The 25,848-nt window shown below is 42.4% G+C and carries 26 protein-coding genes; 6 read left to right on the forward strand and 20 right to left on the reverse strand.

What is annotated here, in order from left to right; all coding sequences use genetic code 11:
• A complete protein-coding gene (locus tag GHNINEIG_RS11420) occupies positions 1 to 705 on the reverse strand; it encodes a hypothetical protein (protein WP_135796750.1) in 705 nt (234 codons plus the stop codon).
• Complete coding sequence (locus GHNINEIG_RS11425) at positions 702 to 1,280, reverse strand: RNA polymerase sigma factor (RefSeq protein ID WP_135796751.1); 579 nt, start codon at positions 1,278 to 1,280, stop codon at positions 702 to 704. Before GHNINEIG_RS11425 ends, GHNINEIG_RS11420 begins: the two co-directional genes overlap by 4 nt.
• 210 nt (positions 1,281 to 1,490) lie before the next feature.
• On the opposite strand from GHNINEIG_RS11425, the gene GHNINEIG_RS11430 reads away from it, so the two are divergent.
• From GHNINEIG_RS11430 to GHNINEIG_RS11440, 3 genes are all read left to right on the forward strand, one after another.
• Complete coding sequence (locus tag GHNINEIG_RS11430; RefSeq protein WP_135796752.1) at positions 1,491 to 1,949, forward strand: DsrE family protein; 459 nt, start codon at positions 1,491 to 1,493, stop codon at positions 1,947 to 1,949.
• 36 nt (positions 1,950 to 1,985) lie between these two features.
• Positions 1,986 to 2,477 (forward strand): DsrE family protein, encoded by a 492-nt coding sequence (locus GHNINEIG_RS11435; protein WP_135796753.1) that lies wholly within the window; start codon positions 1,986 to 1,988, stop codon positions 2,475 to 2,477.
• 61 nt (positions 2,478 to 2,538) lie between these two features.
• Complete coding sequence (locus GHNINEIG_RS11440) at positions 2,539 to 3,840, forward strand: porin (protein WP_135796754.1); 1,302 nt, start codon at positions 2,539 to 2,541, stop codon at positions 3,838 to 3,840.
• Between the two features lie 148 nt (positions 3,841 to 3,988).
• On the opposite strand, the gene GHNINEIG_RS11445 is transcribed toward GHNINEIG_RS11440, so the two are convergent.
• The 18 genes from GHNINEIG_RS11445 to mnmG form a co-directional block, all read right to left on the reverse strand.
• Positions 3,989 to 5,080, reverse strand: a complete 1,092-nt coding sequence (locus tag GHNINEIG_RS11445) for a hypothetical protein (RefSeq protein WP_135796755.1) — start codon at positions 5,078 to 5,080, stop codon at positions 3,989 to 3,991.
• Between the two features lie 205 nt (positions 5,081 to 5,285).
• Positions 5,286 to 6,143, reverse strand: a complete 858-nt coding sequence (ubiA, locus tag GHNINEIG_RS11450) for a 4-hydroxybenzoate octaprenyltransferase (RefSeq protein WP_135796756.1) — start codon at positions 6,141 to 6,143, stop codon at positions 5,286 to 5,288.
• On the reverse strand, positions 6,140 to 6,412 hold the full coding sequence (locus GHNINEIG_RS11455) for a hypothetical protein (RefSeq protein ID WP_135796757.1): 273 nt from the start codon (positions 6,410 to 6,412) through the stop codon (positions 6,140 to 6,142). Before GHNINEIG_RS11455 ends, ubiA begins: the two co-directional genes overlap by 4 nt.
• A 59-nt stretch (positions 6,413 to 6,471) precedes the next feature.
• Entirely contained in the window at positions 6,472 to 7,836 is a 1,365-nt protein-coding gene (glmU, locus tag GHNINEIG_RS11460; RefSeq protein ID WP_135796758.1) for a bifunctional UDP-N-acetylglucosamine diphosphorylase/glucosamine-1-phosphate N-acetyltransferase GlmU, read from the reverse strand.
• 121 nt (positions 7,837 to 7,957) lie between these two features.
• Complete coding sequence (locus GHNINEIG_RS11465; protein ID WP_135796759.1) at positions 7,958 to 8,392, reverse strand: F0F1 ATP synthase subunit epsilon; 435 nt, start codon at positions 8,390 to 8,392, stop codon at positions 7,958 to 7,960.
• Between the two features lie 6 nt (positions 8,393 to 8,398).
• Positions 8,399 to 9,781, reverse strand: a complete 1,383-nt coding sequence (gene atpD, locus GHNINEIG_RS11470; protein ID WP_189636959.1) for a F0F1 ATP synthase subunit beta — start codon at positions 9,779 to 9,781, stop codon at positions 8,399 to 8,401.
• Positions 9,782 to 9,810: 29 nt separating this feature from the next.
• Positions 9,811 to 10,674, reverse strand: a complete 864-nt coding sequence (gene atpG / locus GHNINEIG_RS11475; protein WP_135796761.1) for a F0F1 ATP synthase subunit gamma — start codon at positions 10,672 to 10,674, stop codon at positions 9,811 to 9,813.
• Positions 10,675 to 10,687: 13 nt separating this feature from the next.
• A complete protein-coding gene (gene atpA / locus GHNINEIG_RS11480) occupies positions 10,688 to 12,229 on the reverse strand; it encodes a F0F1 ATP synthase subunit alpha (protein WP_135796762.1) in 1,542 nt (513 codons plus the stop codon).
• Between the two features lie 15 nt (positions 12,230 to 12,244).
• Positions 12,245 to 12,781 carry a F0F1 ATP synthase subunit delta gene (locus GHNINEIG_RS11485; protein WP_135796763.1) on the reverse strand — a complete coding sequence of 179 codons (537 nt, stop codon included), beginning with the start codon at positions 12,779 to 12,781 and terminating at the stop codon, positions 12,245 to 12,247.
• Between the two features lie 10 nt (positions 12,782 to 12,791).
• Positions 12,792 to 13,262 carry a F0F1 ATP synthase subunit B gene (locus GHNINEIG_RS11490; protein WP_011371578.1) on the reverse strand — a complete coding sequence of 157 codons (471 nt, stop codon included), beginning with the start codon at positions 13,260 to 13,262 and terminating at the stop codon, positions 12,792 to 12,794.
• A gap of 61 nt (positions 13,263 to 13,323) precedes the next feature.
• Complete coding sequence (gene atpE / locus GHNINEIG_RS11495; RefSeq protein WP_011371579.1) at positions 13,324 to 13,608, reverse strand: F0F1 ATP synthase subunit C; 285 nt, start codon at positions 13,606 to 13,608, stop codon at positions 13,324 to 13,326.
• A 150-nt stretch (positions 13,609 to 13,758) separates the two neighbouring features.
• A complete protein-coding gene (atpB, locus tag GHNINEIG_RS11500) occupies positions 13,759 to 14,586 on the reverse strand; it encodes a F0F1 ATP synthase subunit A (protein ID WP_135796764.1) in 828 nt (275 codons plus the stop codon).
• Positions 14,587 to 14,597: 11 nt separating this feature from the next.
• Entirely contained in the window at positions 14,598 to 14,948 is a 351-nt protein-coding gene (locus GHNINEIG_RS11505; RefSeq protein WP_135796765.1) for an ATP synthase subunit I, read from the reverse strand.
• A 1-nt stretch (position 14,949) separates the two neighbouring features.
• Complete coding sequence (locus GHNINEIG_RS11510) at positions 14,950 to 15,252, reverse strand: AtpZ/AtpI family protein (RefSeq protein ID WP_135796766.1); 303 nt, start codon at positions 15,250 to 15,252, stop codon at positions 14,950 to 14,952.
• A gap of 233 nt (positions 15,253 to 15,485) precedes the next feature.
• Entirely contained in the window at positions 15,486 to 16,355 is an 870-nt protein-coding gene (locus GHNINEIG_RS11515) for a ParB/RepB/Spo0J family partition protein (protein WP_135796767.1), read from the reverse strand.
• 12 nt (positions 16,356 to 16,367) lie between these two features.
• Positions 16,368 to 17,135 carry a ParA family protein gene (locus GHNINEIG_RS11520; RefSeq protein WP_135796768.1) on the reverse strand — a complete coding sequence of 256 codons (768 nt, stop codon included), beginning with the start codon at positions 17,133 to 17,135 and terminating at the stop codon, positions 16,368 to 16,370.
• Complete coding sequence (gene rsmG / locus GHNINEIG_RS11525; protein WP_135796769.1) at positions 17,136 to 17,786, reverse strand: 16S rRNA (guanine(527)-N(7))-methyltransferase RsmG; 651 nt, start codon at positions 17,784 to 17,786, stop codon at positions 17,136 to 17,138.
• 8 nt (positions 17,787 to 17,794) lie between these two features.
• Positions 17,795 to 19,696: a tRNA uridine-5-carboxymethylaminomethyl(34) synthesis enzyme MnmG gene (gene mnmG / locus GHNINEIG_RS11530; RefSeq protein ID WP_135796770.1), complete on the reverse strand. Its 1,902-nt coding sequence runs from the start codon at positions 19,694 to 19,696 to the stop codon at positions 17,795 to 17,797.
• Between the two features lie 169 nt (positions 19,697 to 19,865).
• Here mnmG and GHNINEIG_RS11535 point away from each other — a divergent pair, with 169 nt between their 5' ends.
• From GHNINEIG_RS11535 to GHNINEIG_RS11545, 3 genes are all read left to right on the forward strand, one after another.
• Positions 19,866 to 20,495 (forward strand): hypothetical protein, encoded by a 630-nt coding sequence (locus GHNINEIG_RS11535; RefSeq protein ID WP_135796771.1) that lies wholly within the window; start codon positions 19,866 to 19,868, stop codon positions 20,493 to 20,495.
• Positions 20,496 to 20,586: 91 nt separating this feature from the next.
• Complete coding sequence (locus tag GHNINEIG_RS11540) at positions 20,587 to 21,633, forward strand: HD domain-containing phosphohydrolase (RefSeq protein WP_135796772.1); 1,047 nt, start codon at positions 20,587 to 20,589, stop codon at positions 21,631 to 21,633.
• A complete protein-coding gene (locus tag GHNINEIG_RS11545) occupies positions 21,605 to 25,846 on the forward strand; it encodes a transporter substrate-binding domain-containing protein (RefSeq protein ID WP_223260969.1) in 4,242 nt (1,413 codons plus the stop codon). The genes GHNINEIG_RS11540 and GHNINEIG_RS11545 overlap by 29 nt, the downstream gene beginning before the upstream one ends.
• Positions 25,847 to 25,848: the final 2 nt, after the last annotated feature.

Here is a 25,848-nt window from a genome sequence, read left to right on the forward strand (position 1 = left end):
TTAAAACTTGTAATACCCCCAACCTTTTTGCATTTTATTGACAATTTCATCAATGGCGGTTGTATTGGTTTGCACACCTTTAATCACCGAGACAGGCTTGCCTTCATCTGCACGTCGCTTTAACGCTTTCTGGCAAGCAATCAGCTTCAAGTTATCATATTGGGCCAATAAATTCACAATGGCTTGTCGGCTTGGGTTATTCTCTTCAAAAAGCTCGATACCATGATCATTTGCCACAATTTCAATCTGCATTTTAGGCATTCCCGAATCCGTTGACTGAGCCTGCAATAACGCACTGGTTTTCTGCAGTAATGCCTGCGTTCTTTCAGGTCGGTTAGAATCAATATGCAACAATAACTTTTGGGGAGCGTTTTGCGCTATCGATAGGACCTTAGACTCATGCGATGGGCCTAATAATGAATCGGACGAAGCAAAAAATCCAAGCCCAAAAGCCGCAACAAAAGAGGCCGCTACAGCCCAGCTTGAATTAAAAGATCTAGATGGTGACTTAGGTATTTTCGGCACGGGCACTTTTTGATAATGCTCCAGCATTTGTTGCTTAATTTTTCTTAACTCGCACACTTCGTCTTGCAGTGCTTTATCTTGCTGCAGAATTCTTTCAAACTCGGCACGCTCTACTCCGGTCAATTCACCATCAATGTAGGCATGAATATCTGGATGAGCAGCTCTTTGACTGTGATTCATTTTGAATTACTCTTTTTCAGGTCAACGACATTGTTTGCATAATTTGGAATATACTTTTCACTCGTGACCAGTTTTTTGAGCTTTTCACGGCCTCGTGACAATCGGCTCATCACCGTTCCGACGGGCACTTCAGCAATCTCTGCAACTTCCTGATAAGAATACCCTTGCAAATCGACTAACACAATCGCTTCTCTCTGGTTAATCGGCAGACTACCAATGGCGGCATGTATATTTCGAATTGTTAGTTTTTGAATATAAAGTGTTTCGATTGACTCTGTTCGTAACTGTTCATCACACTCATCTACATTTACCGGTTGCCAGCGTGCATTTTGTCGACAGTTATCATAAAAAAGGTTATGCATAATCTTACACAGCCAACGATCTATATTTTCAAAGCTGGTGATCTGATCCGCTTTTTGTAAAGACTTTAGCATCGTCTCCTGCACCAAATCTTGGGCAAGCGATTCATCCTGACTCCAAGCGTAAGCGATACGATACAAATTAGCATAATGCGATTCCAGCACCGCATTTAGCTTTACCTGATTTGTTTTTAATTTGACCCAATTACCAATCATAAAAAAATTCCCTTTTTTTCATCATAGATAAAAGTCACGTCAAAGACAAGCTTGATTTATATCAATAAGAATATAACCATTTCATTAAATAAGATTCGGTTATTTACCCATAGAAATAACCATCTCAACCAGTCGGAATAAAGTGGAAGGTTTTTACGTTACTAGGGGTGAGTACTTATTAAAGACTCACGAAACCGGAGGAATTAAATCGTGATTAATAAAAAAACCAACTTATTTATTTTTAGCTGGATGATGTCCATGCTCGTTTCTTTAAACGTGCTGGCTGCACAAGAACCGCCTTTACCTGACACTTTTGCTGAACATAAAATTGTTATGCAAATCAGTGACCCCAACCCTTTCAAACAAACGCTGGTCTTGAATGTAGCGGGAAACCTGGTTAAGTACTACGGTTCAACCAATATGGACTTGGAAATTGTCGCTTTTGGACCGGGTGTCCGCTTGATGCTGGAAGGCAATGTCAACACGCCGCGCATTAAGGCACTTATGGCCACCGGCGTCCGCTTCAGTGCTTGCGAAAACACTTTGACAAACTTTGCAAAAATTTTGGGCAAGAAACCTAAATTAATTGAAGGGATTGATATTGTTCCAGCCGGAGCCGCTCGCATTATTCAGCTTAATGAAGCCGGCTACAAAACATTAAAACCATAATAAAAACTATTTTCAAAAATAGAGAAGGATTGAAACATGAAAACGAAAAACCTATTGATCTCCAGTTTAATCGGCTTCATCAGCTTTTTTGGCATCACTCAAGCAGCACAGGCTGACAACCACAGCTATGGTCATCAAAAAGTGGTGTACCACATTAATTATGATAATGCGAAAAAGCAGTCTGGCACATTACGTAACATTCAAAACCATATCAATGCCGTCGGTGCGGACAATCTTGATGTCCGAGTCGTACTGCATGGAAATGGACTTTCGTTGCTCTTAAAACCTGATGCTTTGAAAAACGTACCGAAGTTTAAAGCTGCCAATTCAACAACGGCAATGCAACAAAAAGTCGACAGCTTGAAAATGCAGGGCGTTCACTTCAATGTTTGTGCCAATACCGTTAAGGGACGCAAAGTAGATATCAAGCATGATTTATATGATGTGGGCAATAAAGATGTCGTGCCGAGTGGTGTGGCGGAACTGGCTCATTTACAGCAGCAAGGTTTTGTCTATTTAAGACCGTAACTTTTTAGCTTTAATACGATACTAACGCATAAACACTTAAAATATATTAGAGAAGAGGCTTATGAAAAAACAATTTTTAGTCAAATTACTTCCTGCTGCAATCATTGCAGCAACCATGACAACACCTGCCCAAGCAGCTAACTGGTTAATGCTACAAGGAACGGAAGCAGACCACCAAGCAGCTCGTGCAAAAGTATGGGGCTTTATTCAAGCAGAATATCAACAAACAGATAATACCAAGCTCAAGGCTGGTCCAGGAAAAGGAGAAAGCGCAGCCTTTAACCAAATCAAGCCTCAGAATAGTACTGCCAGCAGCTTTAATATTCGCCGTGCTCGTATCGGTGTGCGCGGTGCAAATTTACCACTTGATAACAAAGTTAATTATTTTTTCTTAGCGGAATTTGGAAATAATGGGATTACCACGGGACAAAATGCTTCACAAGGTCAATTAACAGACGCAAGTGTGACTTTAAACCATATCCCTGGCGCTCGTGTTCGAGTCGGTCAATTTAAGACACCGGGCTCAGAAGAAGGGTTTCAGGGCGTCGCGGTCTTTAACTATATCAATTTCACCAATATGACGGACCGTTTATTACTGGAACGCCACTTTGATAAATCGACAGGAAATTCGTCAAGAAACGGGCCGGTTGGTGCTTTCCGTGACCAAGGGATTGAGGTATTTGACTCCTTTAAATACAAAGGCTGGGACACCAGTTATGCCGTAATGGTTGGGAATGGTAACGGCATTGGCCGAATCGATAATAATGAAGCTCGAGATACCTACCTTTATCTTTCAACCGAAATGGACATCAAAGGTGGTAAAAAAGGCCGCAAAAACGGGTTGAAATTCTATGTTTGGAATCAGGATGGTAAGCGCACCATCGATAATGGTGTCGAGAAAAACCGCACACGTTCAGGGTTAGGGACTACCTTCTTAAACAGTAAATACCGTTTCGCCGCCGAATATGTACAAGCCGACGGGATGATTTTTGGTGGAACAACAGGGGGAAGAACACCGGCTAATGGCGGAACATTTAATGTCTTCACTGACCAAAAAGCCGATGGTTACTACTTAGACTTTGGCTATCGCATCATTCCAAAACTAGAGCTTAACCTGCGTTATGATGCCTTGGACAGCGCGACTGAAAAAGACTCTGCAACAGGTACGAATGCTGACAAATATCGTGAGTTCAGAACCACAACGCTCGGGGCACAGTATTTTGTTAATAAAAAGACTGTTATCAGAGCGAACTATGAAATTCGGGATATCAAAGCACCCAAAGCGCCATCAGGTGCACCGGTACATGATATTTTAAAAAGCCTGGATAATCGTTTAGCCCTTCAACTTTCTGTTGTTTTCTAAACCGACCCTACTTTTTATAACCTTCTTTGCCGATGCGGGTATGTTTAATATCCGCATCGGTAAAAATCTGTAATGTTCATCATTACATTATTTTTCGTTGCTTTTCTAAAGTGAATTACCTGCTATAAATGTTTTATAGCAGGGTTTTTTACCTCACCTGCTTACTGTCATCATAAAACTGCGCTTCCAACATCAATAAAATACTGGGATCAGCTGTCTGAAAATTCGTATCTTCTCTGAAATCCACTCGTGGTTCTATTTCAAAAAATAACCATTTTTTATAAATGCGTTCTCGCCAGTTAACACCGGTATGATAGGCGGAAAGATGAAACCCAGGCGTTTGCGTATTCCAGTTCCACCCTAAATGGTAAGCCAACCCACGATGCACATTGACACGGTCATAGAAAATAAAGTTGTGAGATAAATCATAGTACTGATCTTTATCCCACCAAGTCCCATTCGTTTCAGAGCGCCACAAATAACGGTTATTAACCTGGTAATCAAATATTTGACGAGAGTTCAGTCCGACCCCATCGTAATTTTCCCAAAATAAATCCTGGTACATTCGACTGTACCATTTCTTCGTCAATTGCCATTTATAACTTCCTTTCACCCTAACATAAGGATCTGGCTCAACAATATTGCGGAAGTTCAATCCAAAATCAAAATACGACTCGGTAAAGTCTTTTGTCTCTAGCAAAAAACGAAACCCAACGGCGGTCGTACCATCTTGATTGGTTGAGGTCGCTGAGGTGTTATTATTAATCGCACTGGATGAGCTACCCTGCTCATCATTGGCTAACTCTTGCAAGGTATCCTCGGCCGAAGAAACCATTAAATGCCAGCGTTTATTAGTACGTGGCAAGACCACCTTCGCACGAAATTTTACTTGCGTATCGATCCCCCCATCCGCATGAAACCGAATTGGAAACATAATATCCAATCGACTACCTCTTGTGCGATCAAAGGAATCATCGGTTCCGAAAAAATCGTCGGCTTCTTCTCCTAAGTCATCAACATACCCTCCTAACCATGAGTGCACACTGTCGAGATAATTTAAAGTGGAATTAATGAGCGGGCCTTTATGATCTTCCAAAAAATAATCTTTTTCGTCCGGCTGGGAAGTTGATTCTGATGAAGGATTTTTTTGGGAAGGTTCTTCAAGCGATTTAGAAGAATCGTCCGAAGAAGGCTGAGGCGTCTGGGCGAGTAGCAAAGAAGGCTGTAATAAACACAGCATTATCCATGGAAGAGTCTTGATCATCGTTTGCAAAAGTATGCCCCAGCTTTCTCATCAAAACCTTGCTTAAATAAGCGCATTTTATTCTTAATTCTACTTATTCAGAAAGGGCTTTTCTTATATTAAGGGATTCCGTATCACTCTACAAGAAGAACTGAATTAAGCATTGGATACATTAAACCATTTCAATACGAACAATGAACCATTACAACGTATCGAGCATAATCCCAATCAAAATCACCAGACCGACCCAGTGATTATTTAAGAACGCTTTAAAGGCTTTTTGTGGCTGGTCAAAACTCAATAGATATTGATGATAAACAAAGAACCCTGCCGCAATCAAAACCGAGCCATAATAAGGCCATGACAACCCAAACAAATCACCGATCCAAAGAAACCCCAACAGCATAATCGCCTGAAACAAACCGATGATTTCTTGAACGCGATCACCAAATAAAATCGCTGTCGATTTAATTCCCAGCTTTACATCATCTTCTTTATCCGCAACGGCATATGCCGTATCGTACACCAGCGCCCAGACTAACGTCACTCCGAAAATTACCCAGGCCTGCCAAGGCACTTGATTTTGGATGGCGGCAAATGCCATCGGAATGGCCCATGCAAACGCAGCTCCTAAAAAAGCCTGTGGCCAAAACGTATGGCGCTTCATAAAAGGATAGAGAATCGCCAACCCCACCGCACCGAGTGATAATAGGATTGTAAAAGGATTCAAAAACAAAACCAGCCCAAAGGCTAGCAAGCAGAGCATGAAAAAAAATCTTAGCGCTTGTCGTTCCGTTAACTGTCCTGTCGCCAGTGGTCGAGCACACGTTCGGGCGACATAACCATCAAAATGACGATCGGCATAATCATTAATGACACACCCAGCTGAACGCATAATGACGGCGCCCAGTATAAAGATAATCAAAATAGAAAGTGGCGGCATACCGTCTGCAGCCAACCACAACGCCCATAAAGCTGGCCACAATACCAAGTAAATACCAACTGGGCGATCGATGCGGGTCAGTTGAAGATAGGCTTGCAATTGCTGTTTGTGGATCATTCGTCCGTTATCTCAGCTACGACAGAGTCAATCAAAGGCTTGGCAGCTGGATTCATCTCAAGGTACGCTTCCAACTGACCTTGATTATCGGAGTAATGTAACCAGACTTTCGCCATCTTATCATCCACTTGTTTCTGCCAATGCATTACATAAGCCCAACCGATAAACTGGCTTTGTCCACCTTCTTGAGACACCATTTCCCATTCATGGTGCTGCATTTGTTTTTGAAATGGCTCTGCTTGTGAAGGAGAAATTGTCAGATAAATCATACTGACCTCTTTTAGTGAGTAGTTTGTTAATGCTAAAAACAACCAGGCCTGGCTGATATTTACTGTTTTGTCGGTTTCTGCCAACCTTTGATAGTCAACTGTTTGCTTCGTGATAATGTAAGTGTATCTGCTGGTGCATTTTTGGTAATGGTCGACCCAGCACCGATTGTGGCATCTGATTCAATTGTCACAGGAGCAACCAATTGTGAATCTGAACCAATAAACACATTATCGCCAATCACGGTCTGGTGCTTATTCACACCATCGTAATTGCAGGTGATCGTACCCGCGCCAATATTCACTCCAGCTCCCATTTTCGTGTCGCCAATATAAGAGAGGTGATTCACTTTAGAGCTTGAACCGATTTGGGCTTTTTTGGTTTCAACAAAATTACCAATTTTCACTTCTGAACTCAATTCAGTCCCTGGTCGAAGACGGGCATAAGGGCCAATTTCACACCTCTGACCAATCTGTGCATCTTCTATATGAGAAAAAGACTTAACTTGGGTGCCTGATTGAATGACTGCGTTTTTAATTACGCAGTTCGGTCCAATGGATACATGGTCTTCTAAAATGACAGAGCCTTCAAAGATGACATTCGCATCAATGGTGACATCCTGTCCAACTGTCAATTCTCCTCGAATATCCAGACGTGAGGCGTCTAATAATGTCACGCCCTTTTCCATCAAGTCTTCCGCTAATAAAGTTTGATATTGTCTTTCTAAAGATTGGAGCTGAGATTTATTATTGACACCTAGCACTTCTATTTCAGACGCAGGTTGCGTGGTATGCACTTCAAATCCATCCTGAACACACATCTCGATAATATCCGTCAGGTAATACTCACCTTGTGCATTACTATTTGAGAGCTGGCCTAACCATTTTTTCAGATAATGACCTTTAACAGCCATGATGCCGGTATTCACTTCCTGAATGGCTTTTTGTTCAAATGACGCATCTTTTTCTTCTACGATGGCTTGCACAAGATGATGTTGGTTGCGAACAATGCGACCATAACCACTCGGGTTGTCTAAATTAATCGTCAACAATGCTAATGGGTGGGTCTCATCTACCAAATTCAATAAATCCGTTAAGGTATTTTGCTGTGTTAACGGCACATCACCATAAAGAATTAAAACTGTATCGTTATCATCATAATGTGCATTCCCCTGAACCACAGCATGCCCTGTACCCAACTGTTCTAATTGCTCAGCATAACAAATCCCTTCCTGACCGATGGTTTCAACGACTTGGTTGGCGCCATGCCCAATAACGGTGATAATCGGTTCATTGGTTAATTTTTGAGCCGTCGTAATGACGTGAGACAATAAAGGCTTCTGCGCCAACGGTTGTAACACTTTAGGCAAGTTAGAGCGCATACGCGTACCCTTTCCTGCAGCTAAAATAATGACTTTTAAAGACATGTAGGGCTCCTAGAAAACCTTTAAAACAGCTAACAAAGTTATCTTATTGTATAAAATAATTTTGCCAGCGGTTCTAAAAAAAAAGCACCCGAAGGTGCTTTTCTTTAATAGAAAAATTGATTTAAGACAATCCTGTCTTGTGTAAACGATCACGTAACTTAGTAATCGTCTGAATTTGCGCAACGGCTTCTGCCAATTCGATTTGAGCACGCGCAATATCCGTATCGGTTTTGGCTTGCTGCATCGCATCTTCAGCACGACGTTTCGCTTCTTCAGCCGCAGCTTGATCCAGATCTTCTGCACGAATTGCCGTGTCCGCTAGAATGGTGACAACACTTGGTTGAACTTCTAGCACACCACTGTTGATAAAGAAGTTATCTTCTTCATCACCACTGACAACTCGTACTTGACCAGGCTTTAACTGCGTTAACAACTGGGTATGTTTTGGCAGGATGCCGACTTCACCATCGGCAGCCTGTGCAAAGACCATATCCGCTTTACCAGAGAACAAAGATCCTTCAGCACTTACAATATCGACTTGCATTGAGACTGCCATAATCAATTAATCCTTATATTTCTTAGCTTTTTCAAGCACTTCATCGATATCACCGGCATACATAAATGCTTGCTCTGGAATATCATCAAGTTCACCTGAAATAATCATTTTGAAACCACGAAGAGTTTCTTTTAATGGGACATAACGTCCGTCTTCACCTGTGAAAACTTTTGCTACGAAATATGGTTGAGAGAAGAAACGTTGCATTTTACGTGCACGGGCAACCAATGAACGATCTTCTTCAGATAACTCGTCCATCCCAAGGATAGCGATGATATCTTTCAACTCTTTATAACGCTGTAATGTTTCTTGAACGCCACGAGCAGTCTCATAGTGTTCAGAACCAACGACAAGAGGATCTAATTGACGTGATGTTGAATCCAGAGGATCGATTGCAGGGTAAATACCTGTTTCAGCGATCGAACGGTTCAATACAACTGTCGCATCCAAGTGAGCAAATGTTGTTGCTGGTGCTGGATCTGTCAAGTCATCTGCCGGAACGTATACTGCCTGAATCGAAGTGATCGAACCAGTTTTAGTTGACGTGATACGCTCTTGAATCTGTCCCATTTCTTGAGACAAAGTTGGCTGATAACCTACCGCAGATGGCATACGACCCAACAATGCTGATACTTCTGTACCGGCAAGAGTATAACGGTAGATGTTATCTACGAAGAATAGGATATCACGACCTTCGTCACGGAAGTACTCAGCCATTGTTAGACCAGTCAAAGCAACACGTAGACGGTTACCTGGTGGCTCATTCATCTGACCATAAACTAGAGCAACTTTATCCAATACTCCAGACTCTTCCATTTCATAATAGAAATCGTTCCCTTCACGAGTACGCTCACCTACACCAGCAAATACTGAGTAACCAGAGTGCTCAATCGCGATGTTACGGATCAATTCCATCATGTTTACGGTTTTACCAACACCGGCACCACCGAATAGACCAACTTTACCACCCTTAGCGAATGGACAGATAAGATCGATAACTTTAACCCCTGTTTCCAGTAGTTCTTGAGAAGCTGCTAGCTCATCAAATGCTGGAGCAGGACGGTGAATTGTCATTTTCTCTTCTGATTCTACAGGACCCGCATTATCAATCGGGTTCCCTAGAACATCAAAGATACGACCAAGTGTTGGTTTACCAACCGGAACCGAAATCGCTTCGCCCGTGTTAGAAACAGCCATGCCACGTTTTAAACCGTCAGATGAACCCATTGCGATTGCACGTACAACGTTATCACCGACTTGTTGTTGAACTTCTAAAGTAAGATCCAGTTCATCAACTTTTAACGCGTCATAGATTTTTGGTAAATCAGCACCTTTAAACTCGACGTCGATTACCGGGCCGATGATTTGTACTATTTTTCCATTCATAATCTTTAACCTTTTATTGAAATACTTCAAACTTAAACAGCTGATGAACCAGCCACAATTTCAGAAAGTTCGGCTGTGATTGCTGCTTGTCGTGCCTTGTTATAAGACAGTTTAAGCTCTTTAATCATCTCACCTGCATTATCTGTCGCATTCTTCATTGCAATCATTCGAGCACCTTGCTCACAGGCTGCGTTTTCAACAACAGCACCATAAACGGTACTTTCAACATAGCGACGCATTAAAAGATTCAATGCTGTTTTAGCATCAGGCTCATATAAATAATCCCAATGCGTTTCGCTTGCTTTTTCATCAGATTGCAGAGGAACAAGCTGCTTAATTGTTGGATCTTGTGTCATCGTATTAACGAACTCATTTGAAGCAAGATGAACTTCATCTACTTCGCCTGCGTCAAAACGATCTAGAACAACTTTGATAGTTCCCACTAAATCTTCAATATGAGGTGTATCACCTAGGTCAGTTACGGTTGCAACTACATTCCCGCCGTAGCTTTTGAAGAATGTTTGTGCTTTGCTACCAACCAATGCAAGTTCAACTTGTACACCTTGTTCCTGCCACTTTTTAAGTAATGGCAATGCTTTGCGGAATAAGTTTGAATTTAAACCACCACATAAGCCTCGATCAGAAGAAACCATAATCAATGCAACACGTTTCACGGACTCTCTAACCTGAGTATAAGGATGCTTATATTCAGGGTGAGCACTTGAAACATGATCAATTACTCTCTTCACTTTTTCGACATATGGGCGGGTAGCTTCCATGCGCGCTTGCGCTTTACGCATTTTGGAAGCCGCCACCATTTCCATGGCTTTGGTGATTTTTTTGGTATTTGTTACGGAACCAATTTTGGCTCGTATTTCTTTACTACCGCCTGCCATGGCCTACCCCTTCTTAATAAACGCCGTTTGCTTTAAAAGCATCGATCATTGCTTTAACTTCTGAAATGATTTCATCATTCCAGTCACCTTTAGCATTAATCTTCGCAGCCAAGTCAGCATTGTTAGAATTTAGATAGGCATGTAAAGCCGCTTCGAAATCTAGTACTTTTTCGACTTCAACATCGTCTAGGTACCCTTCGTTTGCAGCGTATAAAGATACAGCCATCTCAGCGATAGATAAAGGTGAATACTGCATCTGCTTCATTAACTCAGTTACGCGCTTACCACGCTCTAACTGTGCTTTTGTCGCAGGATCAAGATCAGATGCGAACTGAGCAAATGCTGCTAATTCACGATACTGAGCCAAATCTAGACGGATACCACCACCTAATTTCTTGATTGCTTTAGTCTGTGCAGAACCACCAACACGTGATACTGATAGACCCGCATTAACAGCAGGACGGATACCTTGAGAGAACAAACCTGTTTCAAGGAAGATCTGACCATCTGTAATCGAAATTACGTTAGTCGGTACGAATGCAGATACGTCACCCGCTTGTGTTTCAATAATCGGTAAGGCTGTTAATGAACCAGTTTTACCTTTGACTTCACCGTTCGTAAACTTCTCAACATAGTCAGCGTTTACACGAGCAGCACGCTCTAGTAGACGTGAATGTAGATAGAATACATCACCAGGGAATGCTTCACGTCCTGGTGGACGACGAAGTAACAATGAAATTTGACGATATGCTTGAGCTTGCTTAGTTAAGTCATCATAGATGATTAACGCATCTTCACCGCGGTCACGATAGTATTCACCCATCGCACAACCCGCATAAGCAGCTAAATATTGCAGAGCAGCTGGATCTGAAGCATTTGCCGCAACGATAACCGTGTTATCCATCGCACCATACTCTTCAAGCTTACGTGCAACATTGTTAACTGTTGATGCTTTTTGGCCCATTGCAACGTAGATACATTTCACGCCAGTATTTTTCTGTGAAATGATCGCATCGATTGCAATCGCAGTTTTACCCGTTTGACGGTCACCGATAATCAACTCACGCTGACCACGCCCAACAGGAATCATCGAGTCAATTGACTTGATACCTGTCATCATTGGCTCATCAACTGATTGACGCTCGATAACACCCGGTGCGATACGTTCGATTGGTGAAGTGACTTTCGCGTCAATTGAACCTTTACCGTCGATTGGACGACCTAAACCGTCAACAACACGACCATTCAGTTCTGGACCTACTGGTACTTCTAAAATACGTCCGGTACAAGTTACCTTGTCACCTTCAGAGATGTGCTCATATTCACCTAGTACAACAACCCCTACAGAATCACGCTCAAGGTTAAGCGCCATACCGAAAGTGGCTTCGTCGAATTGAACCATCTCACCATACATTACATCTGACACGCCATGAATAAGAGCGATACCGTCAGCGATACTGACAACCGTTCCTTCACTGCCAGACTCTGCAGCACCGTCAAACCCTTTAATACGGTCTTTGATTAGGTTGCTGATTTCAGAGGCATTCAATTGCATGTGTGTTCCTCTCCATTATTGGGCGATTGCTGCGCCAAGTTTGTTAAGTTGTGAAAGTGCTGAACCGTCAACGACCCAGTCACCTACTTTAATCTTAATGCCTGAGATCAAGCTTGCATCTTCTTCATAAGTGATCTCAACTTCAGCGTCAAACTTAGCATTTAAAGCAGCACTTAATTTCTTCTTCTGCTCAACTGTCGCTTTTCTAGCTGAAATAACAGTCGCTCTAACACGTTTATCTTCCGCTGCTTTCAATTCTTCGAAAACTTCTGCAACTTCTGATAATGCATCTAAACGCTTGTTTTCCGCCATAACAGTCAAAAGGTTTTTAACTTCAGAATTCAGATTTGAATCCATAACATCAACTAGAAGTTTTAATACGTCTTCTGATGTTACAGAAGGGTTAACCATATATGCTGTCATTGATTCATCCGAAGCAATGGCAGATAAGTTAGCTAACTGCTCTGACCATTCTGCAAGTTTACCTTCTTCCTTAGCCACTTCAAAAGCAGCTTCAGCGTACGGTCTTGCAATTGTTATTAATTCTGCCATAGAGTTATCCTTAGATTGATTTTACTAAGGTTTCAAGCATGTCGTTATGTGCTGCTGCATCAACTTCTTTATTAAGAATTTTTTCTGCACCAGAAACAACTAGAGTTGAAACTTCTTTACGAAGATCTTCTCTTGCACGACTCACTTCTTGCTCTAATTCTGCTTGGGCGGCAGCTTTAATGCGGTCAGCTTCTTCAGTGGCTTTGATTTTCGCATCTTCTACGATCTCAGAACCTCTTTTTTCTGCTTGACTCAACACATTTTGAGCTTGAGCTTTAGCTTCTTTCAGTACTTCTTTAGCACGTTGTTCAGCTAATTCAAGTTCATGCTTACCTTTCTCAGCGGCAGAAAGTCCGTCAGCGATTTTCTTTTGACGGTCTTCCATTAACTTTGAAAGCGGCCCCCACAGCACTTTATTCACAAACCAAATCAATAGCACAAAAGCAATGATCTGGATGAGAAGCGTTGCGTTAATACTCACAGTGGTTACCTCGCCATTCGTTTATTAAAAATAATTCTTGGGGTTATGAAAACCGCTTAGATTATGCACCTAGAGCAGCTTGCATTGCTCCAACGAATGGGTTAGCAAATAGGAACCACATAGCAAATGCCAAGATAATGAATGGGAAAGATTCCATTAGACCCGCGAAAATGAACATGTTAGTCATTAATGCAGGACGCATTTCTGGTTGACGTGCAATACCTTCTAGAGTCTTAGAACAAATTAGACCCCAACCGATAGCTGAACCAAGACCGGCAGCAGCCAAGATCACACCAACACCAATTGCTGTAGCAGCGTAAATGTCCGCAATAAATTGAGCTTCCATTTAGATTACTCCTTAAAGTTTAAAGTTAAAGTTAAAAAAGCTTTTTACCTAATGTCGTCTCGACTAATGAAACTAAGTAGGTAGGTGCGCTTAAACCTTTTGAAAGAGTCCGAAGACCCTCCCTATTCCTTTTATTATCTATCTAGCGGATCAGTGACCCATCTCGGCGTCATCTTCATGAGCCATTCCAAGATAAACAATTGTTAACACCATAAAGATAAAGGCCTGAAGCGTGATAACCAACAAGTGGAAAATCAACCATCCCAGATCCAGTACGGCTTGTAGTGGCGCCCAGAATAAGGCAGCGGCACCCACTGCCAAAGTTCCACCAATCAATGCGATTAGTAGGAATACCAACTCACCTGCGAACATGTTACCGAACAAACGCAAAGCAAGTGAAAGCGGTTTTGACACCTCTTCGATAAGCGTCATCACAACGTTCACAGGAATGAAGAACTTACCGAAAGGGTGGAATAAAAACATTTTAATGAAACCAACAACACCTTTAATTTTAATGTTGTAGTACAAAATCAATGCGAATACCGTGAAAGCCATCGCCAAAGTTGTATTTAGGTCCGTTGTCGGAACAACTTTTAAATGCGCATGTGGATCACCGGTAACTAATTGATACAAGTAAGGTAGTAAATCAACCGGGATTAAATCCATGAAGTTCATCAACCATACCCATAGGAAGATAGTCAATGCAAGTGGGGCAATAATTGGATTGTGTCCAGGAAATGCATCTCTTACATTCGTTGAAACGAAATCTAAAATACTTTCAACAAAATTTTGAAAGCCACCAGGCGTTCCAGACTCTAATTGTCTTCCTAAACGCGCAGCAACAAAAACGATTAATGCACCTAATAAAAAACTCACCACGATGGTATCGAGGTTAAATGTCCAAAAACCTTCGCCAATGTGGTTGTTTGTCAAGTGATGTTGAATATACTCGACAGTTCCCATTTTTTCAGCACTCAAGGGTCTTCTCCTTAGTCAGTCAAACGCTGTTTCCCCTTCAAATTAAAAACCTGTCCAATTTGCATCGCCACAAAGGTGAGTACAACTGGCATTGGCTCTAATCCAAAAGCTTGCAGCCCCAAAACAAATAACACAGCTAACAGAACGAATCTGATAACTGCACTCAAATATAAAACCTGTATTCCACTCTTAGGATCATCTTTGGCTTTTAGGTTCGCTTTATTAAAAGCGCTTCCAAGCATGACAACATTCACTATACCAATCATAAATCCGTATACCGCTGCCAACAATGATCCTTGAATAGCAAACAACACGATGGCAATTAAACCAATAGCACCTTGTATTTTCAGTGCTTGAGACATGTTATTCACTTGCATTTTTTTCGTTACTCTTCACTTGGGTATCTTCTGTTTTTGATGACGTATCCAACAAATCCATCTTTCCCAAAAGCTTATGAACTTTCATCATGCCACCGATAAAGCCAAGCACACCAAAGCTCAATAAAAATAACGGCATGGTACCGAACAATAGATCAAAAACATACCCCACCAGGAAACCAGCGACGATCATGCTAGTAAACATTGAACCCGCACTTAATAGTAAAAAGTTCAACGCGGGTTTCTGTTTGCGCGATGATTTTTCAACCGGTTTTTTTTCAGTATTCATCACGCGAATCTATTGCTCCAGAATTCTTACTTTGAACACATTATTGGTTCAAGTTAAACGGTCAGGAATAATAGCGGCTTCTTGCCTTAAAATCTAGTGATATTCAAATAAATTTTTTTTAACTACAACATATAGAATACAATTAAAAATTGACCACTATATATACCCTGCCTCTTTTTTGCATTCCATGCGGTTTCATAATGTCTAAACTCGCTGAAAAAAAAGGTGTTCGTCTATTTACTTAACTCTTCTAGAATTCGATTCAATTCAGCTTCAGACTTATAGGCAATTTCAATTTTTCCACGCCCTTTTGAACTCTGAGAGATTTTAACATTGGCCGCTACTTTTTCAGCTAAAAACTGTTGATGTTTTTGAAGCTGGTCAGACAATTCAGGACGTTTATTTTTCTGTTTTTGCGCTGCAGGAATGAGTACTTTTTGCACGGCTTCTTCAATCTCTCTGACTGTCCAGTTTTTCAGAATCGCCTGCTCCGCCATTTCAAGTTGAATGGTTTCTGGCAAGGTAATAATGGCGCGTGCGTGTCCCATCGACAATTTCCCATCATGCAGCCAATTCTGAATACTTTCCGGCAGCTTCAACAACCGAAGTAAATTTGTCACCGCAGCACGAGAACGCCCAACCGCATCGGCAACAGCTTGCTGGGTCAAATCAAACTCTTGCATCAATCGCTTCAAACCTAATGCTGTCTCAATCGGGTTTAAATCTTCACGCTGAATATTTTCAATCAACGCCATTGCCAAAGTTGTTTGATTATCGGCTTTACGAATCACGACAGGTACTAATTCCAGCCCAGCCTTTTGAGCGGCACGCCAACGTCGTTCACCGGCAATGATTTCATACTGATCATTGCCAATGGCTTTGACCACAATCGGCTGAACAATGCCTTGAATGCGTATGGAATCGGCCAGCTCCTGCAAAGCTTCTTCTCCAAACTGCTGACGAGGTTGGTACTCCCCTGGCACCAAACGATTGATCGAGACTTTATCGACCCGCAAGTCTGCAGTACTGCTATCCGCTTTCTGCTTTCCACCAATTAAGGCATTCACCCCTCTTTTTCCCATGCCAGATCGTTTTTTTGCCATTTTTAATTCCAATTACATTTTTGTTTTTCTGATTAATTCATTTGCCAAAGCGAGGTAGGCGACCGCTCCGTTTGAGCCTAAATCATAGTCTAAAATCGACTCACCATAACTTGGCGCCTCTGCCAAGCGAACATTTCTAGGCACTATCGTCTGCAAGACTTTCATCCCGAAATGGGCCACCAGTTCACTTGAAACATCATTCGCCAGATTATTACGACGGTCATACATGGTTCTCAATAAGCCATCGATACTCAAATCCGGATTCAATTCTGACTGCACTGCCTCAATCGTATCCATCAATGCAGACAGACCCTCCAATGCAAAATATTCACACTGAACCGGCACTAAAATTCCATCGGCTGCGGTCAAGGCGTTCAACGTCAACATATTCAAAGTCGGCGGACAGTCAATCAGCACCACATCATAATTGTCACGTAGTTTTTTGAGCGCTTTACGGAGCTTTTTAGGGCCTTTAGACTCTTCAATCAACTCCACCTCAGCTGCAGTCAAGTCACCATTAGCGGCAATTAAATCTAGGTTTTCAACAGTCGTTGCCAAAACCGCATCTCGAGCCTTCGTTTCCCCAACTAATACATCATACGCGGAGACATCCAAATCATCTTTTTCCACACCAATTGCAACCGTGGCATTGCCTTGCGGATCCAAATCAATCATTAGGACTTTTTTATTCATACGTGCGAAAGCAGCGGACAAATTAACACTTGAAGTCGTCTTGCCTACGCCGCCTTTTTGATTCGCAACTGCAATGATTCTACCCATTTATGTTTCCTGGCACTTTTCGATTTTAATCAATGTTCTCTCTGCGTCTAAGCTGGGAACGTGTAATTCAAAAACTTGCGACATTTTAGCAAAATTAGGTAATTGTGCGACTTCATCTTGCGTTTTTTGTGCTTTCATTGCCCACCAGTACCCTTGCGGCTTTAAAAGATGATGCGTCCAGTTGAGCATATCATCCAGGGAAGCAAAGGCTCTTGAAACCACACCATCATACAAAGTCTCCGGGTGATACGCCTCTACTCGATGATGAATCACTTCTACATTTTCCAATCCCAATTCGGCTTTGGCCTGAACCAAAAAACGGGTTTTCTTACTATTACTATCTAATAAATCGACTTGACGCTCTGGAAACAAAATCGCCAACGGAATCCCCGGCAAGCCACCTCCTGTGCCGACATCAATCAAACGCTCGCTGTCAATATGCGGCGCCACGCTCAGACTGTCGAGAATATGTTTGATAAACATTTCATCCACGTCACGGATAGCGGTTAAATTATAGGTTTTATTCCACTTCTGCAATAATGCCAAGTAATCGAGTAATTTTACCCAGGCCTGGTCATTTTTAGGTAAACCGAAACCCTCGGATGCTGCCTCAAGTCGCGTCAAATATAGGTGTTTTTCGTTCTCTGTCACAACGTTCTCTAACCAACTGATTGCGACGTTTTGCGCAATTTTTTAATATAAATTAATAACAAGGAAACGGCGGCTGGCGTGACACCCGAAATACGCGAAGCCATCCCCAGCGTAGCCGGTTTATGGTCGCGTAATTTTTGTTTCACCTCATTCGATAAACCTGAAATCTTATCCAAATCTAATGCTTCGGGAATTTCGACATTTTCAGCACGACGCAATTTATCAATATCCTCTTGCTGACGCGCAATGTAACCGGCATATTTGGCTTCGATTTCAATCTGCTCCACAAGGGTTGGATCGGTCACCGCATTGCCAAACATCTCCATGGTAGCTAATGCATCATAACTGACTTTCGGACGCTTTAATAAATCGAATAACGTTTGCTCTTTGCTCAACGGTAAATCCATTAATGCTTCGGCTTTTTTCGCTTCCGCGTGTTTCGGGTGGATCCAAGTCTGTTTGAGACGGGCCAACTCGGCTTCCATGGTTTCCATCTTACTTTCGAACGACAACCACCTTGCATCATCCACCAAGCCGAACTCACGCCCAATGGCAGTTAAACGCTGGTCTGCATTGTCTTCACGTAACATCAATCGATATTCTGCTCGAGAGGTAAACATCCGATAAGGCTCACTGGTTCCCAATGTAATCAAATCATCCACCAATACACCGATATAAGCTTCATCCCGGCGTGGATACCACTGTTCTTTCATCTGAGCACGGCGGGCGGCATTCATCCCCGCCAACAAACCTTGCGCAGCCGCTTCTTCATACCCGGTGGTACCGTTAATCTGCCCGGCAAAATACAACCCGTGAATTGCTTGGGTTTCCAACGTGGGCTTCAACCCTCTCGGGTCAAAATAATCATACTCAATCGCATAGCCAGGACGCATGATACGGGCATTCTCCAACCCCTTCATAGACTGAACGATTTGAATCTGGGTTTCAAAAGGTAAGCTGGTCGAGATGCCATTCGGATACAGTTCGTTCGAAGTAAGGCCTTCCGGTTCAATAAATACCTGATGCTGATTTCTTTCTGAAAAACGCATCACCTTATCTTCAATCGACGGACAGTAACGTGGCCCGACACTGTCAATTTCACCGGCATCGGAATACATCGGGGACTGATCTAATGAACTTCGAATGAAGTCATGTGTTTGTTCATTGGTATAGGTGATATAACACGGCATTTGCTCCGGATGCATCGATACTTTCCCCATATAAGAAAATACCGGCATCGGGTCATCACCCGGTTGAATCTGCATCGCTTCAAAATCGACGGTTCTTGCATCAATGCGTGGAGGCGTTCCAGTTTTTAAACGGCCAACGGGCAACGCCAATTCTCTGAGTTTAGCCGCCAACCGGTTTGAAGGCGCATCACCCGCTCTTCCGCCTTCATAATTTTGTAAACCGATATGAATACGGCCGGCTAAAAAGGTCCCAGCAGTCAGCACGACCTGATGAGCATAGAATTTTAGCCCCATTTTGGTTTCCGCGCCCACAACCTTCTCGCCTTCTAAAATCAAGTCTTCTACCGATTGTTGGAAAATCGTCAAATTCACCTGATTTTCCAGACGCATACGAATCGCCTGACGATATAACACCCGGTCTGCTTGGGCTCGGGTAGCTCGAACTGCTGGGCCCTTAGAGGCATTTAACGTTCTGAATTGAATACCGGATTCGTCGATTGCCATTGCCATGGCACCACCTAAGGCATCAATCTCTTTTACCAGATGCCCCTTACCAATCCCACCAATGGCAGGGTTACAAGACATTTGCCCCAGTGTATCAATGTTATCGGTCAACAATAGGGTTCTAACCCCCATTCGAGCCGCCGCCAAAGCCGCTTCAGTGCCGGCATGGCCTCCACCAACAACAATCACATCAAAATTGGTAATCTTGCTATCCATTCGCTATCCCGATATTTAATCCATTCAACCGCTAACTGCTTGAACTTCTTAAAAATTCTATTCATTTTAAAAAGCCAATAATTATAACATAGTTACCCGCTGTTATATTTCACATTTCAACAGCTAATTTCTTCTATAATGTTGAAAAGACACATAAAAGGAGGGTGTTATGCGCAAAAAATTCTTCATGCTGACAGCGATGATCCTGTCAGTTACCATGATTTCTTCTTGTTCCTCAATCCCTTCTGGAAACAGAATGGACATAAAAGCCGGGGATACCTTTACACTCCATAAACCTGTGACGGTTGCGCCTGATCATGCCCGTGTATTTTTTCAATATGGCAAGCCAACACGCCAATCCACTTATGAAAAGTATGATCAACATTGTCGTTTGGAAATTAAAACGCTTAAAAGCCAATCGCAAACGATCCAGCCAGACACTTTCGAAATCACTCAGGTTCGAATCGATGTGGAAGAAATTGCTTCTCAAGCTCCAGCACAAAACAATCCTGTCTATTATGCATTGAATGATGCCGATTACTTCCCAAACACCGGTTCCACTCTAGCCAATTCAAGCTGGGTAAGGTTGTCGCTGGGTGGTGATAGCGAACCTCCGGAAACAATGGATGTGGTTCATTTATATCTATCCTCTAAAAAGCAACCTGATATTCTGCGGTTAACTTGTGCAGGGGCTCTGAGCACTGGAGACCCTCTAGACGCCCCCAGAAGCTATCGCCCCCAAAAAACCCAAATCAACACTATTTTAGGCGCTTACGGTCACGTTTCGACCTCACCATAAACATTGAGTAAAAATACATACATTTTTCCTTTCAGGAACGTTAAGTTTTTGATATTCTAGAATAACTAAGAATAACCCGACTGAGGGAAAAATGCACTTGAGCTTCCACATTCTAATTGTTGACGATATCTCAGAAAACATTCAAGTTGCCATGAGCATTCTGCGGGAAGAAGGCTATCAGTTTTCCTTTGCCACAGATGGCGAAGAGGCTCTCCGGCTGGTTGATGAAAATGAGTTTGATTTAATTCTGCTCGACATCATGATGCCGAGAATGGATGGCTATGAAACCTGCCGTCGGTTGAAAGCCAATGCTCGCACACAAGACATTCCCGTCATATTCTTAACCGCCAAAATCGATATTGATGCCATCAGCAAGGGATTCAAACTGGGTGCGGTCGACTACATCACCAAACCTTTCCACGGTGAAGAACTGATTGCCCGAGTGAAAACCCACTTGGAACTTTACGCCAGCAGACAACTGTTAAAGCAAAACAATCTAACCTTACAAGAAAACCTGACTCACAGGGAAAAACGCTACACAACCGAGCTTGAAGAAAACCAAAAAGAAATGATTTTTGTCCTGACAGAGCTGATGGAAGCCACTTCAGATGAAACAGGTCAACACATTCGTCGCGTTGCGGAATATTCGAAGCTTCTAGCGCACTATCACCCAGGCTTGTCTATTGACGACGAAACCATCATTTACCATGCCGCGCCAATGCATGATATTGGCAAAATCACCATCCCTTTAGACATTCTTCACAAACCTGGGAAGTTAACCGACGAAGAATTTAATATCATCAAAACACATACGACATCGGCTTACGAGATGCTTCGATTCTCGAAACGAAAGTTTATAAAATCCGCCGCTATTATTTCTCTACAACATCATGAAAAATGGAATGGCAGTGGTTATCCAAATGGCCTAAAAGGCGAAGATATCCATATTTATGCCCGAATCGTCGCCATTGCTGATGTGTTTGATGCTTTAACTCATAAGCGTGAATATAAAGATGCTTGGCCAATCGAAGCTGCGACAGAATACATATTGGAACACAATGGTACGCAGTTCGACCCTCAACTTATTGATATTTTCACAGAGCATCTTGATGAATTTGTGGCGATTGCTAAAACATAAGCTCTCGGCTTTTTGTCTTTTAAGCGCTTTATTGCCTTTCTCTGCGCAAGCTCTCACGCTGAACGCAACTGAACAAAAATGGATTGAAGATCATCCCCAAATCACCCTAGGTTCAGACTATAACTGGCCTCCTTATGATTTTGAAGACAGCACCGGAAGGCATAATGGCATTTCTGCGGATATTTTGGAACGCATTCGTGAAATCACCGGGTTAAAGATAAAGGTAAAAAGCGGGGTCTGGTCAACCATTTTAGAACAAGCCAAAAATGGTGCCCTAGATGGATTGGCCTGTGCGGTTAAAACGCCTGAAAGAGCTCGATATCTATACTTCTCACCCCCTTATACCAGCATGCCTCTAGGCATTTTCATGCAAAACAAAAACACGGTGACATCCATAAAAACCATCAAGGATATAACCACACAAAAAGTGACCATCAATCGCGACTCTTATGTACATGAATGGCTAAAGAAAAACTACCCCAACCTGACACTGTATCTGGTCAATTCGAATGCTGAAGCCCTTGAAGCGGTGTCTTTCGGAAAAGCCGACGTTTACATCGGTAATATGGCGGTAGCGACTTATCTGATTAAAAAGAACTATCTCACCAATATCCAAGCCATCGCTAAAATCAACGATTTCAAAACCCAAACCGCCATTGCCATTCCTAAAGATCAACCTATCTTATTCAGCATCATCGAAAAGGCACTCAAAGAAATTTCACAAAAAGAGCGCAACGCGATTCTTGAAAAATGGTTCCTCAAATCAACAACCAACTACATTGATTTGTCCAAACCAGAAATTGCCTGGATAAAAGCCCACCCGATTGTCAAAGTGGCAGGAGAACCGGATTGGGCGCCTTTTGATTTTGTCACCAATAACACGTACCAAGGGATTGCCAACGACTATCTCAAGCTGATTACACAAAAAACCGGCTTAAATTTTCATATTGAAATTCACCCTTGGGAACAAAACCTGACCTTGCTGAAAAAACAGCAAGTTGACATGCTACCCGCGGCCTATTTTTCTGCAGAAAGAACTTCATATGCCAAATTCAGCACTCCCTATTACAACCCTTTAACCTACTTCTTTGTTCGACATGACCTAAAAGCGTCATCTCTTGATGACCTTAAGAACGTGACCCTCGCAATGCCGAAAGGGTATCTTCATATTGATTTCATCAAACAACGGTTTCCTAACATAACGATACTGCAAACCGAAACCCTGAATGATGCCATCAATGCCGTTATTCAAAATAAAGCACAAGTCTTATATGAAAACTATGCTGTTGTCTCCTACATTTTGGCCAAATCGGGTATCAACACAATTGAACCCTTAGCGCCAGCCAAGCAAACGAATCAGTCACTTCATTTTATGATACGTGATACCGCTCCTGAGCTTACCAGCATCATCAATAAAGCTTTATCCAGCATCACGCCACAAGAACGTAAAACCATCGAACAAAAATGGCTCACCATTACCCCAGACCAAACCAGTATCTCTTTGACGCACACCGAAAAAACCTGGCTGAACCAACATACACAAGTTAGCTTTACCGGCTACCCAAATAACCTGCCTTATGAAGCCTTCAAAAAAAGTAATCAAACACTTCAACATCAAGGTATTGTGTCGGACTTTATCCGTTCTCTCGAATCTCACCTGCCCTTACACGTCATTCCTAAAGCTTACAAAAGCTGGCCTGACACCTTGGCGGCTATCCATCAAAACCCTGTTGACATCATCTCTGCTGAAATCAATACCACCGAACTCTTATCACAATACCGTCCTATTCCCCCCTACCTAACAACCCCCATGGTGATTGTGATGAAAAATCATGATACCTTTGTCAATACATTACATCAATTGCAGGTAGAGACCATCGCTTTAGCGAATAACGATGCCACCTCAAAACAGTTTTTTAAACAATACCCCAAACAACACTTTAAAGTCTGGCCGGATGCCAAAAGTGCTCTAGAAGCCGTGGCGTTCAATAAAGCCGAAGCCGCCGTGGTCTCGCTCGCAAAGGCCAGTTATTTAATCAAAAAGAACCACTACACAGCTTTGAAAATCGTCGGGAAAACCGACATCGAAAAGCAATTCACCTTATTCGTCAATAAACGCCATCCGGAACTCTTCTCCATCTTGCAAAAATCCATGCCAGCGATTACAGAAGAGCACGGCTCTGGTATTTTAAATCAATGGACTAAAATCGAATTTGCCAGTAAATTTGATTACGCTTTATTCTTCCAGGTTTTCAGTTTCTTGCTGGTTGTCATCGGGCTCATCTTCTTTTGGAATCGGCGTCTCACAAAAGAAGTCAAACAACGCTTGCAAGCAGAAAAACGCCTCAAAGAAAATGAAACCCAATTACAAGATCTGATTGATAGCATCCCACTAATGATTATGGTGACCAACCACCAAGGAAAATTCTTATCGGCCAACAGACAAACATTGCAGAATTACCAACTCAATTTTGAGGATTTATCTGCATTAAACTCTAGCCATTTTTATTCTGACCCAGAAGAACGCCAACAAATACTCAAAGCGCTGAAAGCTGGCAAACAAATTCACCAGAAAATCATTTCAATGAAAGATGCCAACGGTGTTCCACGTAAAATGATGTTGTCGGTCCTACCGATACACTTCAACCAACAACCGGCTTACCTCAGTCTTGCCATTGACCTAACCGAACGGATTGCATTTGAAAACCAACTCCAGGAAGCTAAAGAACAAGCCGAATCGGCTAGCCAAACCAAGTCACAGTTTTTAGCGAATATGAGCCATGAAATCCGCACCCCGATGAACGCCATTATCGGCTTTACCGAATTACTGAATGAACAGGTGACCGAGCCTCGATTAAAACGCTATATACGTACCATACAAGCCGCTGGAAAAACCCTGTTAACCTTAATCAACGACATCCTCGACTTGTCTAAAATTGAGGCTGGCAAAATGGATCTAGATAAAAAAGCCGTCAACCCACACAGCTTATTTGAAGAAATTGGACAGATTTTCATGATTAACATCCAAAGGAAAGGTCTCGATTTTTTAATTGATATCGATGAGGCCCTTCCTGAAGCCCTGTTATTAGATGGCGTTCGTCTGCGTCAAATACTGTTCAATCTACTGGGAAATGCCGTTAAATTTACCGAACAAGGGTATGTCAAACTCAAGGTTTCGGCCTGTAATGTGGACGAACATCACAGCAAGACGGATATTTTGATTCAAGTTTCCGACACCGGTATCGGCATTCCACAAGACCAACAAACCCGCATTTTTAATGTATTTGAACAGCGTGAAAATCAAGACGTACAAAAGTTTGGTGGCACCGGTCTTGGGTTGGCGATCACCCAACGTCTAGTGGACATGATGGGCGGGGAAATCTGGGTGGAAAGTACTCTTGGAGAAGGGACAACCTTCAACCTTTTAATCCATCATGTAGATATCTCAGCCACCAACCAAAGTGAACCGTCCCAGACGAAAACTCAACCACCCCAGTTGATTGAATTCCATCCGTCCACCATTCTTGTGGTGGATGATGTCGAGGACAACCGTGCCTTAATCAAACAAAACTTTGCTGATAAGGATGTAACGGTCTATGAAGCTGAAAATGGTGAAGAAGCCCTAAATTGTTTCAATGCAGAAAAATCCATCTCATTAATTTTGATGGATTTGAGAATGCCAGTAATGAACGGCTACCAAGCAGCAGAAATCATCAAAAAACAATCGCCCAATACGCCCATTGTGGCATTAACGGCCTCCGTGATGACAGAAACGCCTGATAAAACTAAACGGCAACACTTTGATGATTACTTACGTAAGCCGGTTTTTAAAGCAGATTTATTCAATATTTTGAAAAAATATCTGCCATACGAAACCTTAACCCCGACACCGGAGTTCTCTGAACCCAGTGAAGTTTTGTCTGACAAAGCCAGAGCAAACGCGCCGCAATTTTTACAAGTCATTCAGGACAAACTGTCGCCCACCCAAAAAACCATTTTAAAAACCAATAACATTGAAGAGATTCAACAGTTTGCTCAAACTTGCGATGCGATTGCCGACCAATACGACTCCAAAACCTTAAAAGCTTACGCCACCCAACTGCTTGAAGCCTCGGAAAGCTTTGACATCAAAGCCATGCAACAACTGTTAAAGTATTACGACACATTAGAAACCAAGCTAGACAAACTTTTAAACGAAGCTATTTCACCGTAAAA

This window comes from Hydrogenovibrio crunogenus (assembly GCF_004786015.1).
Taxonomy (GTDB): Bacteria; Pseudomonadota; Gammaproteobacteria; order Thiomicrospirales; family Thiomicrospiraceae; genus Hydrogenovibrio; species Hydrogenovibrio crunogenus.